The organism is Stenotrophomonas sp. S41, from assembly GCF_016624625.1.
Lineage (GTDB): Bacteria > Pseudomonadota > Gammaproteobacteria > Xanthomonadales > Xanthomonadaceae > Stenotrophomonas.
Genome location: NZ_JACVTV010000024.1, coordinates 1 through 14,977 on the forward strand (window position 1 = coordinate 1; position 14,977 = coordinate 14,977).

The following is a 14,977-nucleotide window of genomic DNA, read 5'->3' on the forward strand; positions in this document are numbered from 1 at the left end:
GGGACGGCGGGGATCAAGTCGTTTGTGCACAAACGACTTGATCCCCTCCGTCCCCTTTTTTCAACCGAAGATGAAGCTGCCCTTCATCATCGCGAAGTGGCCGGGGAACGAGCAGAAGAAGGTGTAATCGCCGCCCTTCTGCAGGCCCTTGGTCGAGAAACGCACGCGCGCGGTTTCGCCGCCGCCGATCACCTTGGTGTGCGCCAGAACGCGCTTGTCGGCCTTGGGCAGGTAGCTGTCGGCCAGGGTCATGCGCATGCCGGCCATCGCCACCGGCTGGTAGTCGGCCGTGCGGGTCAGCACCCAGTTGTGGCCCATCGCCGTGGCCGCCAGCTTGCCGGTGTGGCGCAGGGTCAGGTCCACTTCGCTGCAATCGGCGGCCACCTTGATCTGGCGCGTGCTGAAGCTCATCTGGTCGGTGCTGTCGATGCTCACCGCACACACGCGTGCCATCGCTGACGGCGCCAGCATCAGCGCACCCAGTCCCACTGCCACCATCCAAGCCTTCATCGTTGCGTCTCCTGCGGGTTCACCGACCATTCTAGGCAGGGCCATGCGCCACCGGCTGCGACCGTCTGTCGCATGCGCACGGCAGGGTGTTCGCGCTTCCACGGCGATGGCATGCTCAGGCCATGCGGATCGACCTGTTGCTGCTCGATGTGGATGGCGTGCTGGTGCAGTACCAGCGCGCGCAGCGCGTGCTGCATCTGGCGCAGGCGCTGGAGGTGAGCGCCGATGCCGTGCAGGCGGCGCTGTATGACAGTGGGCTGGAAGCGGCACACGACAGCGGCGCGCTGGATGGCACGACCTATCTGGCGCGCCTTGGCGAACTGCTGGGCCACACCGTGGATGCGCAGACCTGGACCGCCGCACGCCAGGCCGCCAGCCATCCGCAGGACGCGGTGCTGCAGCGCCTGGAGCACCTGCAGGTGCCGCTGGCGGTACTGACCAACAATGGCGCGCTGATGGTGCAGGCGCTGCCCCAGCTGCTGCCGGGCCTGTTTCCTGCGCTGCACGGGCGGGTGTTCTGCAGTGCCGATTTCGGCCTGCGCAAACCGCAGCCGGCGGTGTTCCAGCGCGTGCTCGAGGTGCTGCAGGTTGCGCCTGCGCACACGTTGTTCGTCGATGACCTGTTCGCCAACGTGCGCGGCGCACGCGCCGCCGGCCTGCACGCGGAGACGGTGCGCGACGGGCGTGGGTTGGGGAAGGTGTTGAAGCGCTACGCGGTGCGGTGACCACCCTCTGCGCCATGATCGGGGTCAGAGCCCTCTCCGTGGGAGAGGGATCCGACCCCGGCGCCGGGATCAGCGCGCGGCCACGAACGCGGCAACCGCCGCGCGCAGGCGCTTGAGGCCTTCGGCCACTTCTTCGTCGGTGATGTTCAGCGACGGCACGAAGCGCAGCACGTCCGGGCCGGCCTGCAGGGTCAGCAGGCCCTGGTCGGCAGCATGGTCGAGGATGGCACCGGCCTGGCCGGCGAAGGCCGGGCTCAGCACCGCGCCCAGCATCAGGCCGCGGCCACGCACGCCACTGAACACGCCGAACTCTTCGCTGATGCGGTCAAAGCCATCGCGCAGCGCCTTCGACTGGCGGCTGACGTTGGCGGCGATCTCCGGCGAGGCCAGCTTGCGCAGGGCCACGCGGGCGACGGCCGCGGCCAGCGGGTTGCCACCGAAGGTGGTGCCGTGGGCGCCGAACTGCATGGTTTCGGCCACCTTCGGGCCGGCCAGCATCGCGCCGATCGGGAAGCCGCCGCCGAGGGCCTTGGCCAGGGTGACCATGTCCGGCACCACGTCATCCTGCCAGTGCGCGAACAGGGTGCCGGTGCGGCCCATGCCGGCCTGGATCTCGTCCAGCACCAGCAGGGCATCGTGCTGGTCGCACAGCTCACGCACGCGCTTGAGGAAGCCGGACTTGGCCGGCATCACGCCGCCCTCGCCCTGCACCGGCTCGAGCATGACGGCGGCCACGTCGCCGGCGGCCATCGCGGTTTCCAGCTGCACTTCATCGTTGAAGTCGATGTAGCGGAAACCACCGGGCAGCGGCTCGTAACCTTCCTGGTACTTCGGCTGGGCGGTGGCGGTCACCGCGCCCATGGTGCGGCCGTGGAAGCTGCCGCGGAAGGTGATGATGACGCGCTTGTCGGCCGGGCGACCCTTGCTGGAGGCCCACTTGCGGACCATCTTGATCGCCACTTCGTTGGCTTCGGCGCCGGAATTGCACAGGAACACGCGCTCGGCGAAGCGGCTGGCCTGCACCAGTTCCTCGGCCAGGTGCAGCGGCGGTGCGCTGTAGAACACGTTGCTGGTGTGCCACAGCTTGCCGGCCTGCTCGACCAGCGCGGCCACCAGGTCCGGGTCGTTATGACCCAGGCCACACACGGCAATGCCGGCGGCCAGGTCGATGAACTCGCGGCCCTGGCTGTCCCACACGCGGGCGCCCTGGCCTCGCTCCAGCACCACCTGGCGGGGCTTGTACACCGGCAGGTAGTAGTGCGACAGGGAGATCAACGGATCGGTAGCGGCGGTCATGGCAGTGGAGTGGGTTCAGGAACCCCCATTCTCGCCCCCCAGCCCCTGCGGCACAATGTGCGGATGCGCCCGTTTTCCGCCCCCCAGCTGAACCCCGCCACCGCTTCCGGCTGGCGCCGGACCTGGTTCGACATCATCTACCGCCACGACACCCGGCCGTCCCGCAATTTCGACCTGATCCTGGTGGTGGCCATCATCGCCAGCATCCTGGTGGTGATGATCGACAGCGTGCAGCACCTGCACGTGGCGTGGTCGGACTGGCTGTACGTCATCGAATGGGGCTTCACCGCCCTGTTCACGATCGAGTACCTGCTGCGGCTGGCGGTGGTGAAGCGGCCGCTGCGCTACGCGGTCAGCATCTGGGGCATCATCGACCTGCTGTCGATCCTGCCGGCCTATCTGTCGCTGTTCATCCCCGGCGCGCAGAGCCTGCTGGTGGTGCGCGCACTGCGCATGCTGCGGGTGTTCCGCATCCTCAAGCTGACCCGCTACATCGAGGAAAGCGGCGTCCTGCTGCAGTCGCTGTGGCGCAGCCGGCGCAAGATCCTGCTGTTCCTGTTCACGGTCATCACCATCACGATCATCGCCGGCACCCTGTGTACATCATCGAGGGCCCGACGCATGGGTTCAGCAACATCCCGGCCAGCATGTACTGGGCGGTGGTGACCATGGCCACGGTCGGCTTCGGCGACATCGTGCCGCAGACCGTGCTCGGCCGCTTCGTCACCTCGGTGCTGATCCTGATCGGTTACAGCATCATCGCCGTGCCCACCGGCATCTACACCGCCGAGCTGGCCAGCACCATGCGCGAGGCCGACATGGCCGCGCGCCGGGATGCACGCGGCTGCCCGCAATGCGGGCTGGAAGGCCACGAGCCCGACGCGCGCCATTGTCGCCGGTGCGGCAGTGCCCTGCCGGATACCTTCAACAAGTAGATCCACGCCGTCCAGACCCAGTAGATCCACGCCATGCGTGGATGAGCAACTGCACAGTGCGGACCAACGGTCCGCACCCACCAGAGTCAGTAGATCCACGCCATGCGTGGATGAGCACCCACCAGAGTCGGTACTCGTCAACGCATGCGATTGCTGGTGGTCACCAGGTCGTTGTACGCGTCCAGGATGTCCGACTGCGCGCCTTCCGGGGCCGAAGTGAGCCAGCTGCCCGAAGCCTTGCGCTCGGCGGCCAGGCCCTCGGCGCTGATCGGCTTACCCTGCTCGATGCGTTCGATGCCACGGCCGGCCTTGCGGATCAGCATGTCGGCCGAGCGCTGCACATGGCCCCACATCGGGTCGTCCTTGCCGATGCCGGCGGCCTGCATTTCCTTCACCAGCGCCTCGTAACCCGCCAGGCGCGTGCGCAGCGCGGCGACGTCCGGCTTTTCATCCTGGAAGGCCACCGCAAGCTGCTTGCCATCACCCACCAGACGCAGGTGGTAGTACGCCGGCGAACGACCCTCGCTTTCTTCGATCTGCTTCAGCTGCGCGGCACGGCGGTCTTCCTCGTTCTTTTCCAGCGCCACGTCCAGTGCGTCGCTGGCCTTGAAGAAGGCCGCATAGGCCTGCATCAGCGGTGCGTGCTGGCTGCGCATGCCTTCGCCGCCATCGCGACGGAACTCCTCGCGGCTGAAGTAGCCATCGGCCTGCTCGATCTTCGCGTACAGGGCCTGGAAGGCCTGCTGGTAATCACGCACCGGCGCATCCATCGGGATCGCCGGTGTCATCGCCAGCGCGTCGGTCAGCGGCTGGCCGCAGTACTCCACGCGGTGCGACAGCACCTTGCCCGGCGAACGCGGCTGCGCTTCCTTGCCGGTCGGGCCGGCCTCGACATCCTTGATCCAGCCGGTGTACGTCTCGAAGCCCTCGTGGATGGGCTGCTCGACGCCGTTGTAGCACTCGATGTAGGCGTTGACCTTGGCCAGGCTGGGATCGGCCAGCGACAGGCCGGTGGATTTGTTGCAGCCGACCAGGCCGGCCACGGCGCCCAGCAGCAGCACCGGCAGTACACGTACAGAAGCGTTCAATTCAGTTCCTTGCAGAAAAAAAAGAGCACCGCCTTATTGGCGGTTGCTCTGGAATACCAGTGAGTTGTATTCCTGCATCAGCTTGCCCGGCGAGCCATGCGGTGCCATGGTGGTGTCCAGCATGCGCCGCTCGATATCGCTGTACGGTGTCTTCTCCGCAACGCGCTTCAGGCGCTCCTTGCTCTCACGGCGGAAATTCTCGGCGGTGCGCTCGAAGCTGTTCCAGTCCAGCTTGCCCGGCTCCTGCTCGGCCACCTTGGCATGGGCCTCGTCGGAGATCGCGTTGAACGCATCCAGGCGCCGGCGCGCTTCGGCCACGTCGAAGCTGTCTTCAGCCATCAGGTCCATCAGCGCCTTGGCATCGCGCATGATCGCCAGGCGGTAGAAATTGCGGGTGCGGCCTTCCTGCGCTTCCACCTTGGCCAGCTGCGAATCCTGCAGGCGATCGTTCTCGGCATCCAGCGCGTCGCTGAACACGCTGCTGGCTTCGACGAAGGTACCGAATGCAGACATCAACGGCGCATGCAGCGCCTTGCCGCGCGCGAAGCCATCGTCTTCGTAGTCATCACGCTGGTAGTAGTCGGCCGCTTCGTGGGTGATCGGCTGCAGTGCATGCAGTGCATCGAGATAGCCCTGCGCGGCCTTGTCCAGCTCCGGCAGCGACGGCTGCGCGGCGATGGCTTCCGGCAGCGTCTTGTCGCAGCCTTTGAGGTCGCTGGCGGTCAGGTCCGGCGGACCGATCGGGCGTTGCTCGCGACCGGTCGGGCCGGCCTTGGGGTCCTTCATCCACACCGTGTACGGGCCGATGCCCGCGTGGATCTTGCGGTCCACATCGTTGTAGCACTCGATGTAGCCGTTGAGCTTGCCCATCAGGGCCTGGTCGCTGTCGGTGTCGACGGCGGCGGTCTCGCCCTTGCCTGCAGTGTCGGCGGCATCGGCCGGGGCCGCAGGCTTGCCACCACAGGCGGCCAGGACAAGGGACAGCGAAGCAGCCAGGGTGGCCGCACGAAGCATCGGTCGCATAGAGAAACTTCCTTGTTGAGAGAGTTGATGAAAACGATTCCAGCCACCCATTCTACCCAACCCGGGCAGTGGCCATCCTTGACCACTGCCTCAGAAGCACGCGCCGCCGATCAATCCAGGAACAGGTCCGGCAGCAGCGGACGCGACGCGTCCACGGCGTACCCGGACAGATCGGTCACCCCGGCTTCGCCCAACACCTCGTCATCGATCAGGAAGCGGCCATGGAAACCGGCGGCCTCGCGCACCAGTACCGCATGCGCGGCATCGGCCATGATCTGCGGCGTACGGCAGCCCGCCGCATCGACGCCGGGGATCATGTTGATCGCATCGGTGGCGATGACGGTGCGCGGCCACAGCGCATTGACCGCCACGCCCTGCGGGCCGAACTCCGCAGCCAGGCCCAGGGTGACGAAGCTCATGCCCATCTTGGCCAGCGTGTAGCCGGTATGCGGGCCCCACCACTTCGGTTCCAGGCTGGGCGGCGGGGCCAGGGTGAGGATGTGCGGATTGGGCGCCTGCAGCAGGTACGGCAGGCACGCCTGCGCGCACAGGAAACTGCCGCGCGAATTGACCTGCTGCATCAGGTCGAACCGCTTCATCGGCGTATCCAGCGCGCCGCGCAGCCAGATCGCGCTGGCGTTGTTGATGAGGATGTCGATGCCACCGAAGGTATCCACCGTCGCGGCCACGGCGGCCTTCACCTGGTCCTCTTCGCGGATGTCGCACTTCAGGGCGAGGCCCTGGCCGCCGGCCGCGGTCACGGCTTCGGCGGCGCTGTGGATGGTGCCCGGCAGCTTCGGGTTGGGCACCGACGACTTCGCGGCGATGGCCACGTTGGCGCCGTCGCGCGCCGCGCGCAGTGCGATGGCCAGGCCGATGCCACGCGAGGCACCGGTGATGAAAAGGGTTTTGCCCTGCAGACTGCCCACGTTCCACACTCCAGCGTACAATGAGCCGCTAGTATGCCGCGCCGACGCGGAGTTCACCGCGCGTTGACGATACTGGCCCCCCCGGTCACACGCACGAGGTACACGCCATGCGCCGTTCCCGTCTGCTGCTGCCTGCCCTGGGCCTGGCCCTGCTCACCGCCTGCCAGGGCCGTGCGCCGGAACCCGGCACCGAACCTGCCACGGGTGATGCGCCCGCCGCCAACAAGGCCGCCGATGGCTCACTGCGCTGGAGCGAGTCGGTGGTCTGGGATGGCGACCTCAACGCCTGCCGCCAGGGTGAGAACAGCGCAACGCGCGAGTGCCTGGCCGAGACGATGAAGTCCGCCGGCGCCAGCGCCGATGCCGTGGCCGCTGCAGACCAGCTGTCCACCGGCGGTGAGTTGGCCTACGTGACGGCCTGGCATGAACACGATGGCCTGGGCGTGGCCACGGTGGAGTATCCGTTCCGCGCCAACACCAATGAAGGCACGCGCCTGGTGGATGCCGGTGGCAAGCGCATCGATGTCGACGCGGTGCAGCTGGACGACACCCTCCGCGCCGACCCGGGCGTACAGGCCGTGCTGGCCGCGCATCCGCAGGCCACGCCGTTCGCGCCCGCACAGGCAGCAGGCACGGCACCGCTCGATGGCGGCGGCATCCGCCTGCTGTACCGCACGCCGCTGCGCGACTGCCATGCCTGTGCGGATGTCGGCCAGCTGCAGATCGGTTATGACTTCGACGACAAGCGCAATTTCATCGGCCAGCAGGTGGTGCCGGCGGCGCCGTGATGCCATAACGTTGCGTACCCGCCGGGCATGGCCCGGCGCTACCGATCCGGAGCGTGCCCTTGAGGTAGCGCCGGGCCATGCCCGGCGACAGGCAAGACGTGGCACCTGCCGTAGAGTCGAGCTTGCTCGACTGCTCCTGGCGCCTCAGTCGAGCAGGCTCGGCTCTACTCCTGGCCCTTCAGTCGGGCAAGCTCGACTCTACTCCTGGTACAGAACCTCGATGGCATCACCACGGGCAAGACGTCTCACCTGATCCAACGTATCCACCGCCATGACAGAGTACGTAACCTCCACACCGGAGTGCAGGCGTCCCTCGGCAGTGTCCTCATCAGTCTCTACTGATATCAGCTTGCGGATTCCGGCGAATCGATAGAGGGACGGTCTACCGTCTTCACCCATCAGGCGGCCGCTCAGATCCTCATAGTCAGAGGCAAGCGCTTTCGCATTGTCGAGAGCTTGCTCTTCGCTATCCGCACTGAGGAGATAGACGTTCTCATGGACAAGAATCGAGTCCTGCCCTTCGCATTCGTAGTAAAAAATGGCGTGCGCGCAGTACCACATGGATCACCCCAATCAATTGCCTGATGCGGAAATCAGCGCGTCGGGCCGCGAGAGGCCCGCATCATCCAGCGCTATCCAATCAACCCCAACTCTCTCCGGAACAGCACCAGCAGAATCCAGACGATGTAGTAGGGAAACAAGACCGTAACGTAAGCCCGCAAACGCCTGGCACGCGCTCGCTGCGTCGAAGAAAGCAACGCGAACTGCTTCAATTCCCCCAGCACAAGAGGAATGACAACACTACGCGACGCGTAGCCCAGAGTCGGCGACCCCATATTGCGCCACGCGTCCGGCAGCTCCAACCGCAGCCTTGCAAGGAACACCCTGAGCTCGACCAGATATATGAAATTGAAAACAACGGCAACGGGCGCTGAGAGAACCAGAAAATCAATCACCATTACTTTATTCCTGATGCCCAGATGAATTGATTGCAGGGCCTATCCGAGGTATCGGCAGGACGCCATCCGAGTAGGAGATCGAACAGTCTTTGTACTCGGCACAGAATTCACGCATGCCTGTGAGCGTTCGCAACCGCTCCACATTTTCCAGGCCTGCGAATCTTCCAGCGACGACATGCTCGGGAACAACGCCGTCACCGACAACGATCTTCGGCGAGCGCTGGAAGATGGCCTCGACGCGATAGTAGCCCGCTTCAAGCAACGGCTCCTGCTCGTCCGCCCCCCTGGAAAAAACGATGGCTGAAGCCAGGTCGTTGATCTCTGCGGAATCGCGGCTTGCGAACAGAACCTTGGCACCATGACCAGGATGGAAGAGAACGACCGAGACGCTGCGCCCTTCAAATGCATCTGGAGCAGAGAACAACTCGACCGCGGAGACCACACAGGCCCCAACCGACATGCGATGCGCGCAGCGGTCAACGGGCGCGGCAGCAACGTTGTCATGGCTACTGCCCTTGCAGGCAATCAACACTCCGCACAGCACAACGGCCATGATCCATACGCGCCCCCTCATGTGATCTTCCTTGATGAGTCATTCAGCAAACGATGCACAGGCACCCCCTTCATCTATAGCGGGTGCCTTCCCGAGTACACAAGACGATCAGTCGGCTTCTTTTCCGCCGAAAGCAGAAAGGCATCAAGATAGTCCGGCACATACCAATCATCCCAAGGCGCAAGACCATAGAAGGCATTTGCAAACTCTTCCACGATCCCCGAGCCTCGAATTCTGGCGCCAATGAATCCGCTCCTGCGCAGCGTCTCATAGGGGGCCGCGTCGACCACGCCCCCTGTATCGCGAAGATCGACCACCTTCCAACGACCCGAATCCAGCAGATCGCGGGTTACAAAAACGGCCGAAAACAGTGCATCCAGGCCCAGAGGGGGGATGTCCCCACCGGCCCAAGCGCCTTTGAAATCAAATAGAGCGATCACCGCACTATTCAAAACGTGCGCCTCACGCCCGATGACCTGGCCAACACACAAATCACCATCCTCAAGCGGAAGCAGAAAGACGCTTCCGATGTCCCACTTCTGCTTTGCACGGACTGACACCCCTCCCCCTCCTGGGCCGCGCGGCCCTGCCAGACAATGAATTGATTCACGCCATCCCCTTGCGTCCGCATGCGCACCCGCACCACGCGGGCCGGCTCGACGCTTCGCAACAGATCCCGTCTTCAGTCGTAGGCCTGCACCTGCTTCTTCAGAAGGTGCGGTACGATCCATCGATGCACCGGCGCCACCGGCAGCATGTACACCCGCCCAAACGCGTTGTGGGTATGCACGATGGTGGCCACTTCCAGCACGTCGCCCTGCCACTGCAGCGCCAGCTGCACACGCAGGTGGCGGTCGTTGTCCTCCAGCACGATGGCGTCCTCATCCAGCGACTGCAGGGTGAAGATGCCCAGCCGCTGGCCCGGTCGCGGTGCGATGGTCTCCTGCACCGCGCGCAACGAGCCCAGGTCCTTCATGCCGAGCAGGCGCATGCCGCGGTTGCGCAGCGCCATCAGGCCATCGAACCAGCCGGGGATGGTCGCGGCCATGTCCCTATAGGCCTGCAGCGCGCTGCGGCCATCGCGCCGGGTGCTGGCCTGGCAGGCGTGCACGAAGCTGGCGCCGGGCAGCTGCGCGCGCAGCACGCTGGCCGCACTCGGCGGCGCGGTCACCACCTGCGCGGCGGTCACGGCTTCGGCCCCTGCCCTTCGTTGTCTTCCCAATGCAGGATGCGGCGGGTGACGAAGCGGTAGACCGGCTTGCCGGTGGCGAACCACAGCTCGCGCACCCAGGAGGTGCGCTTGAGCACGCGCTTCTCCACCGGGGTGAGCGACTCGCGGCAGTACATGCGCTTGTGCTTGAGCAGGTGGCGCAGGTCTTCGCGGGCCAGCAGGCGCATCCAGCGCGAGCGCGGGTTGCCGATCACCGCCAGCTGGAAGTCGATCAGCGCCGGGCGGCCGTCCTCGGTCACCAGCCAGTTGGCTTCCTTGGCCAGGTCGTTATGGGCCACACCGCGCCGGTGCAGCTGCTGCAGCAGGCGCCGCGCGGCACGGAACCAGGCCAGGTCGCCCCGCGGCGGACGCTGGTACATGGCATCGCCGGCCATGAAGCTGCGGTCGAGATGGCGGCCATCCCAGTCCAGCAGCTGCGGCACGTCGGCCATGCCCTCGATATGTCGCAGCGCGCGTGCTTCGCAGCGTGCCAGCCACCACGCCGGCACGCGCAGCCACAGCGGCGTTGCGCCCAGGTCGCGGCGTACGAAGGGGCCCTGCGGCCCCTGCACAAGCAGGATGCGGCCGAAGCTGTCGGCCTTCAGGGCATGCGTTGGAGCGTCGGTCGAGTGCGGCATGCGCCCATTCTAGGCGATGGCGCTGGTTGCAAACGGTCACCAAGCCGCTGGGAACCAGTCACCTTCACGCCTCTATAATCGGGCAATGGACTCTTCATGGATCGACGCCACCCTCGCGTGGATTGCCGCCCATCCCGTACTCGCGGGCGCGGTTATTTTTCTGATCGCCTTCTGCGATGCGGTCATCATTCTCGGCGCCATCGTGCCGGCGCTGCCCCTGCTGTTCGCGGTGGGCGTGTTCATCGGCCTGGGGCAGATCTCCGGGCCGTATGCCGTGGCCGCGGCGGCGCTGGGTGCGTTTGCCGGTGATGGCATCAGTTACTGGATCGGCCGCCGCTGGGGCGACCGCCTGCGCGGGGTCTGGCCGTTCAGCCGCTATCCGCAGCTGCTGGACCGCGGCGAGAACCTGTTCCGCCGCAATGCCTTCAAGAGCATCCTGATCGCGCGCTATGTCGGCGCCATCCGGCCGTTCGTGCCCGCCATCGCCGGCATGCTGAAGATGCCGGCCAGCCGCTACGTGCAGGCCAGCGGCATCGCCAGCCTGTCGTGGGCGGTGCTGTTCCTGGCGCCAGGCTGGATCCTCGGCGAAGCCTATGACGCCGTCGCCGCGGTTGCCGGGCGCCTGGTCGTGGTGGTCGGCCTGCTGGTGGTCATCCTCGGCCTGGTCTGGGCCATCGTGCTGTACGGCTACCGCTGGTCGGCCGCGCGCATGGACCACTGGCTGGCGCGCCTGCTGGACTGGTCCAACCGCCACCCCACGCTGGGCCGCTACACGGTCGGCGTGCTCGATCCGAAGCGCCGTGAATCGGTGCCGCTGGCGATGCTGGCGCTGATGCTGCTGTTGCTGGGCTGGGGCTGGTTCGCGCTGCTGACCGTGGTGGTCGCCCATGGCGAACCGCTGGCCATCGACCTGCTGGTGCACCAGGCCATGCTGGCCCTGCGCAACCCGTTGGCCGACTACCCGATGGCCGCACTGGCCTCGCTGGGCGCGTGGCAGGTGCTGATGCCGGCCACTGCGGCGGCGATGGGCTACCTCGTCTGGCGCCGGCGCTGGATGGCGGCCGCGCACTGGCTGGCCGCACTGGCCTTCGGCTTGGCCCTGACCAAGCTGCTGGGCACCACCGTGGACGTGGTGCGCCCGGTCGATGCCAGCAGCGGCTTCGGCTTCCCCTCGGTGTCGGTGACCATGGCCACCATCACCTTCGGCTTCTTCGCGGTGCTGATCGCCCGCGAAATGCCCGGCCGCACCCGCGTCTGGCCGTACCTGGTGTCGGGCATCGTGGTCAGCCTGATCGGCTTCTCGCGCCTGTACCTGGGCGCGCACTGGCTGAGCGACGTCATCGGCGGGATGCTGTTCGGCACGTTCTGGCTGCTGGTGCTGGGCATCGCCTACCGCCGCCGCTTCAACCGCTCGTTCTGGGTGAAGCCGGTGGCGTGGCTGTTCTACGGCGTCTTCGCAGTGGCGGCGATGTGGTACGCGCCGCGCAACATCCCGGTGAAGCTGGAACGCTTCGAACCGACCCTGCCGGCACCGGTGGCCATGGACATGCAGGCCTGGTGGCAGCACGACTGGGCCAAGCTGCCGGCGCGCCGCAATGAGTTCGACGATGACCAGCGCTGGCCGCTGGATGTGCAGGTGGCCGGCCCGCTGGCACCGCTGCAGGCGCAGCTGGAAGCGCGTGGCTGGACCGTGCAGGCGCAGGCCGGCTGGGAAGAAGCCCTGCTGATGCTGGACAAGAACACCGGCGCCGACGAACTGCCGGTGCTGCCGGCCACGCTGGAAACGCGCGTGGAAGCGCTGTTGATGGTGCGCCAGGGTGCCAAGCCGGATGAGCGCTATGTGCTGCGCCTGTGGCCGGCACCGGGCCAGCTGCAGCCGGGCAACGTGCCGCTGTGGCTGGGCAGCGCGCAGAGCCTGCGCTACGAGCGCCACTTCGAGTGGATCGGCATGTGGCACCCGGTGCGCGGCATCGACCCCGCGTTCAACGCGGTGAAGGACGCCGTGCGGGACATGCCGCAGCACGAGGACGTGCACGCCGAAACCGGGCTGCCGGTGCTGCGGTTGAAGACGCAGCCGTGATGGATGCGCCGGGCATGGCCCGGCGCTACCGGAACGTGGACGTCAACGTGATGCATCCGCCGGGGGGGGGGCCCGGGGGCCCGGGGGGGGGGGGGGCCGGGGGGGCCCCCCCCCCCGCGGCGTAGATCCACGCCACGCGTGGATGGCTGCTTACGGCATCCACCCCAGCAACTGCTGCAACCGCTGGTGCGGGTCGTCCATCTGCAGCAGCTGCAACCGCTGCTGCTCACCCAGCGGCAGCAGTTCGGCCAGCCGCCAGCCGACCCAGCTGGCCTGGTCCAGCAACGCCGGGTTGGCCGGCGCGTAGGCTTCACCCGCCTGTTCGATGATGTGCCCCAGCACCGTGGCCAGCAGCGCATGCTGCGGCTTCAGTTCGTCATCGGGATCTTCCTCGCACCAGCGCACATCGGCCACGACCAGGCCGTTGTCGCGCACGCGGGTACGCTCGACATGGAAACGCCGGGTGCCGCGCAGGCGCAGCTGCAGCACGCCATCGGCGCCGACATCGAAGTCCTCGATGCGGACCTGCACGCCGTAGGCCGCCGGGATGGCCGGCTCCCCTACTTCCTGCCCCTCCAGGATCAGGCAGACACCGAAGCCCTCGCCGCTGCGGCCGGTGTCGCGCACCAGGTCCAGGTAGCGGCGCTCGAACACGCGCAGGCCAACCGCCGCGCCGGGCACCAGCGTGGTGTGCAGCGGAAACAGCGGCAGCGAAACGTCGGTGCTCATCGGGCCTGCAGGGCGGCGAGGAAGCGGCGCGGCGCGCCGTCGAAGCCACCGTTGGACATGAACACCACGTGGTCACCGCTGCGCACGCTGGACTGCAGCTGTGCCAGCAGCGCATCGGTATCGGGCACGGCATGGGCCTGGCCACGCACGGCGGCGATCACCGAAGCGGCATCCCAGGCCAGTTCCGGCCGATGCAGGAACACCACTTCGTCGGCCAGCGCCAGCGACGGTGCCAGCGCCTGGGCGTGTGCGCCCAGCCGCATCGAGTTGCTGCGCGGTTCCATCGCCACCACGATACGCGCGTCGCCGACCTTGGCGCGCAGGCCGTCCAGCGTGGTCGCGATCGCCGTGGGGTGGTGGGCGAAATCATCGTAGACGGTGATGCCGTCATGGCTGCCGATCACTTCCATGCGGCGCTTGACGCTGCGGAAGCGGGCCAGCGCGGGGATCACCTCGGCCGGGGCCACGCCCACCGCATGCACGGCGGCCAGCGCGGCCAAGCCGTTGAGCACGTTGTGGCGGCCCAGCAGCGACCAGTGCACATCACCCAGCGCCTGCCCACGGTGATGCACGCGGAAGGCGCTGCCATCGGCGGCCAGCAGCTCGGCATGCCATTCCAGCGACGGGTCGAAACCGAAGCGCTCGACCGGGGTCCAGCAGCCCATCTGCAGCACCTTGGCCAGGTGCGCGTCCTCGCCATTGACGATCAGGCGGCCGCGCGCGGGCACGGTGCGTACCAGGTGGTGGAACTGGCGCTCGATGGCTTCCACGTCCGGGAAGATGTCGGCGTGGTCGTATTCGAGGTTGTTGAGGATGGCCACCAGCGGCCGGTAGTGCACGAACTTGCTGCGCTTGTCGAAGAAGGCGGTGTCGTACTCATCGGCCTCGACCACGAACTCGCGGCCTTGGCCCAGGCGGGCGGAGACGCCGAAATCCTCGGCCACGCCACCGATCAGGAAGCCCGGCGAACGCCCGGCGCTTTCCAGCAGCCAGGTCAGGATGGTGGTGGTGGTGGTCTTGCCATGGGTGCCGGCCACGGCCAGCGTGTCGCGGCCCGGCAGCACCTGCTCGGACAGCCACTGGGCACCGGAGATGTAGCGCTGGCCGGCATCGAGCACGGCTTCCACGGCCGGGTTGCCGCGCGACAGGGCGTTGCCGATCACCACCTCGGCGGTGCCCGGTGGCACGCTGTCGGCACGGTAGCCCTGGTCCAGGACGATGCCCAGCTGCTCGAGCTGGGTGGACATCGGCGGATAGATGGCCTGGTCGCTGCCACTGACCGTATGGCCCAGTTCCCGCGCCAGGGCGGCCACGCCACCCATGAAGGTGCCGGCGATTGCAAGGATATGTACGCTGCTCATGACCGGGGATTGTGACCGATCACGGCTGTATAGGGCCATTGTCGGCAGCGGGGTCAGACAACTCCTACACCGCTTGTGAGAAAAGTCCAATCGTCTGTCAGGGAATTCCTGATAGCGCAGGTATGTGAACCCGTACACAATTCTGGAAGCCAG

Annotated in this window: 16 protein-coding genes and 1 pseudogene; 4 read left to right on the top strand and 13 right to left on the bottom strand. The window is 66.7% G+C overall.

Annotated features, from left to right (window positions below):
* Positions 1 to 60 precede the first annotated feature (60 nt).
* The gene (gene azu, locus IAE56_RS07495) at positions 61 to 510 is read right to left on the bottom strand and encodes an azurin (protein WP_200752077.1); all 450 of its coding nucleotides are present in this window, start codon (positions 508 to 510) and stop codon (positions 61 to 63) included.
* 122 nt (positions 511 to 632) lie between these two features.
* Here azu and IAE56_RS07500 point away from each other — a divergent pair, with 122 nt between their 5' ends.
* Positions 633 to 1,235 (top strand): HAD-IA family hydrolase, encoded by a 603-nt coding sequence (locus IAE56_RS07500; protein ID WP_200752078.1) that lies wholly within the window; start codon positions 633 to 635, stop codon positions 1,233 to 1,235.
* Between the two features lie 69 nt (positions 1,236 to 1,304).
* On the opposite strand, the gene IAE56_RS07505 is transcribed toward IAE56_RS07500, so the two are convergent.
* Positions 1,305 to 2,531 (bottom strand): acetylornithine transaminase, encoded by a 1,227-nt coding sequence (locus IAE56_RS07505; RefSeq protein ID WP_200752079.1) that lies wholly within the window; start codon positions 2,529 to 2,531, stop codon positions 1,305 to 1,307.
* A 63-nt stretch (positions 2,532 to 2,594) separates the two neighbouring features.
* Between IAE56_RS07505 and IAE56_RS07510 the strand changes: the two are divergent.
* Positions 2,595 to 3,466: pseudogene (locus tag IAE56_RS07510) on the top strand (ion transporter).
* 137 nt (positions 3,467 to 3,603) lie between these two features.
* Here IAE56_RS07510 and IAE56_RS07515 read toward each other — a convergent pair.
* The 3 genes from IAE56_RS07515 to IAE56_RS07525 form a co-directional block, all read right to left on the bottom strand.
* A complete protein-coding gene (locus IAE56_RS07515) occupies positions 3,604 to 4,554 on the bottom strand; it encodes a YiiG family protein (RefSeq protein ID WP_200752080.1) in 951 nt (316 codons plus the stop codon).
* Positions 4,555 to 4,587: 33 nt separating this feature from the next.
* Positions 4,588 to 5,577: a YiiG family protein gene (locus IAE56_RS07520; protein ID WP_234455951.1), complete on the bottom strand. Its 990-nt coding sequence runs from the start codon at positions 5,575 to 5,577 to the stop codon at positions 4,588 to 4,590.
* A 110-nt stretch (positions 5,578 to 5,687) separates the two neighbouring features.
* Positions 5,688 to 6,506 (bottom strand): NAD(P)-dependent oxidoreductase, encoded by an 819-nt coding sequence (locus IAE56_RS07525; protein WP_164074017.1) that lies wholly within the window; start codon positions 6,504 to 6,506, stop codon positions 5,688 to 5,690.
* A 107-nt stretch (positions 6,507 to 6,613) separates the two neighbouring features.
* Here IAE56_RS07525 and IAE56_RS07530 point away from each other — a divergent pair, with 107 nt between their 5' ends.
* The gene (locus IAE56_RS07530; RefSeq protein ID WP_200752082.1) at positions 6,614 to 7,294 is read left to right on the top strand and encodes a hypothetical protein; all 681 of its coding nucleotides are present in this window, start codon (positions 6,614 to 6,616) and stop codon (positions 7,292 to 7,294) included.
* 198 nt (positions 7,295 to 7,492) lie between these two features.
* Here the strand turns inward: IAE56_RS07530 and IAE56_RS07535 are convergent, their stop codons facing one another.
* From IAE56_RS07535 to IAE56_RS07560, 6 genes are all read right to left on the bottom strand, one after another.
* A complete protein-coding gene (locus IAE56_RS07535) occupies positions 7,493 to 7,855 on the bottom strand; it encodes a DUF4288 domain-containing protein (protein WP_200752083.1) in 363 nt (120 codons plus the stop codon).
* A 71-nt stretch (positions 7,856 to 7,926) separates the two neighbouring features.
* Positions 7,927 to 8,253, bottom strand: coding sequence for a hypothetical protein (locus IAE56_RS07540; RefSeq protein WP_200752084.1), 327 nt, complete (start codon positions 8,251 to 8,253; stop codon positions 7,927 to 7,929).
* Positions 8,254 to 8,257: 4 nt separating this feature from the next.
* On the bottom strand, positions 8,258 to 8,806 hold the full coding sequence (locus IAE56_RS07545; protein ID WP_200752085.1) for a hypothetical protein: 549 nt from the start codon (positions 8,804 to 8,806) through the stop codon (positions 8,258 to 8,260).
* Between the two features lie 74 nt (positions 8,807 to 8,880).
* Positions 8,881 to 9,366 carry a hypothetical protein gene (locus tag IAE56_RS07550; RefSeq protein WP_200752086.1) on the bottom strand — a complete coding sequence of 162 codons (486 nt, stop codon included), beginning with the start codon at positions 9,364 to 9,366 and terminating at the stop codon, positions 8,881 to 8,883.
* 122 nt (positions 9,367 to 9,488) lie between these two features.
* Complete coding sequence (locus IAE56_RS07555; protein ID WP_200752087.1) at positions 9,489 to 9,995, bottom strand: DUF2867 domain-containing protein; 507 nt, start codon at positions 9,993 to 9,995, stop codon at positions 9,489 to 9,491.
* Complete coding sequence (locus IAE56_RS07560) at positions 9,992 to 10,654, bottom strand: serine/threonine-protein kinase (RefSeq protein ID WP_200752088.1); 663 nt, start codon at positions 10,652 to 10,654, stop codon at positions 9,992 to 9,994. Before IAE56_RS07560 ends, IAE56_RS07555 begins: the two co-directional genes overlap by 4 nt.
* Positions 10,655 to 10,739: 85 nt before the next feature.
* Between IAE56_RS07560 and IAE56_RS07565 the strand changes: the two genes are divergently transcribed.
* Positions 10,740 to 12,734, top strand: a complete 1,995-nt coding sequence (locus IAE56_RS07565) for a bifunctional DedA family/phosphatase PAP2 family protein (protein WP_200752089.1) — start codon at positions 10,740 to 10,742, stop codon at positions 12,732 to 12,734.
* Between the two features lie 150 nt (positions 12,735 to 12,884).
* Here the strand turns inward: IAE56_RS07565 and IAE56_RS07570 are convergent, their stop codons facing one another.
* Entirely contained in the window at positions 12,885 to 13,463 is a 579-nt protein-coding gene (locus tag IAE56_RS07570; RefSeq protein WP_200752090.1) for an LON peptidase substrate-binding domain-containing protein, read from the bottom strand.
* Positions 13,460 to 14,824 carry a UDP-N-acetylmuramate:L-alanyl-gamma-D-glutamyl-meso-diaminopimelate ligase gene (gene mpl / locus IAE56_RS07575; RefSeq protein ID WP_108769901.1) on the bottom strand — a complete coding sequence of 455 codons (1,365 nt, stop codon included), beginning with the start codon at positions 14,822 to 14,824 and terminating at the stop codon, positions 13,460 to 13,462. Before mpl ends, IAE56_RS07570 begins: the two co-directional genes overlap by 4 nt.
* Positions 14,825 to 14,977 lie beyond the last annotated feature (153 nt).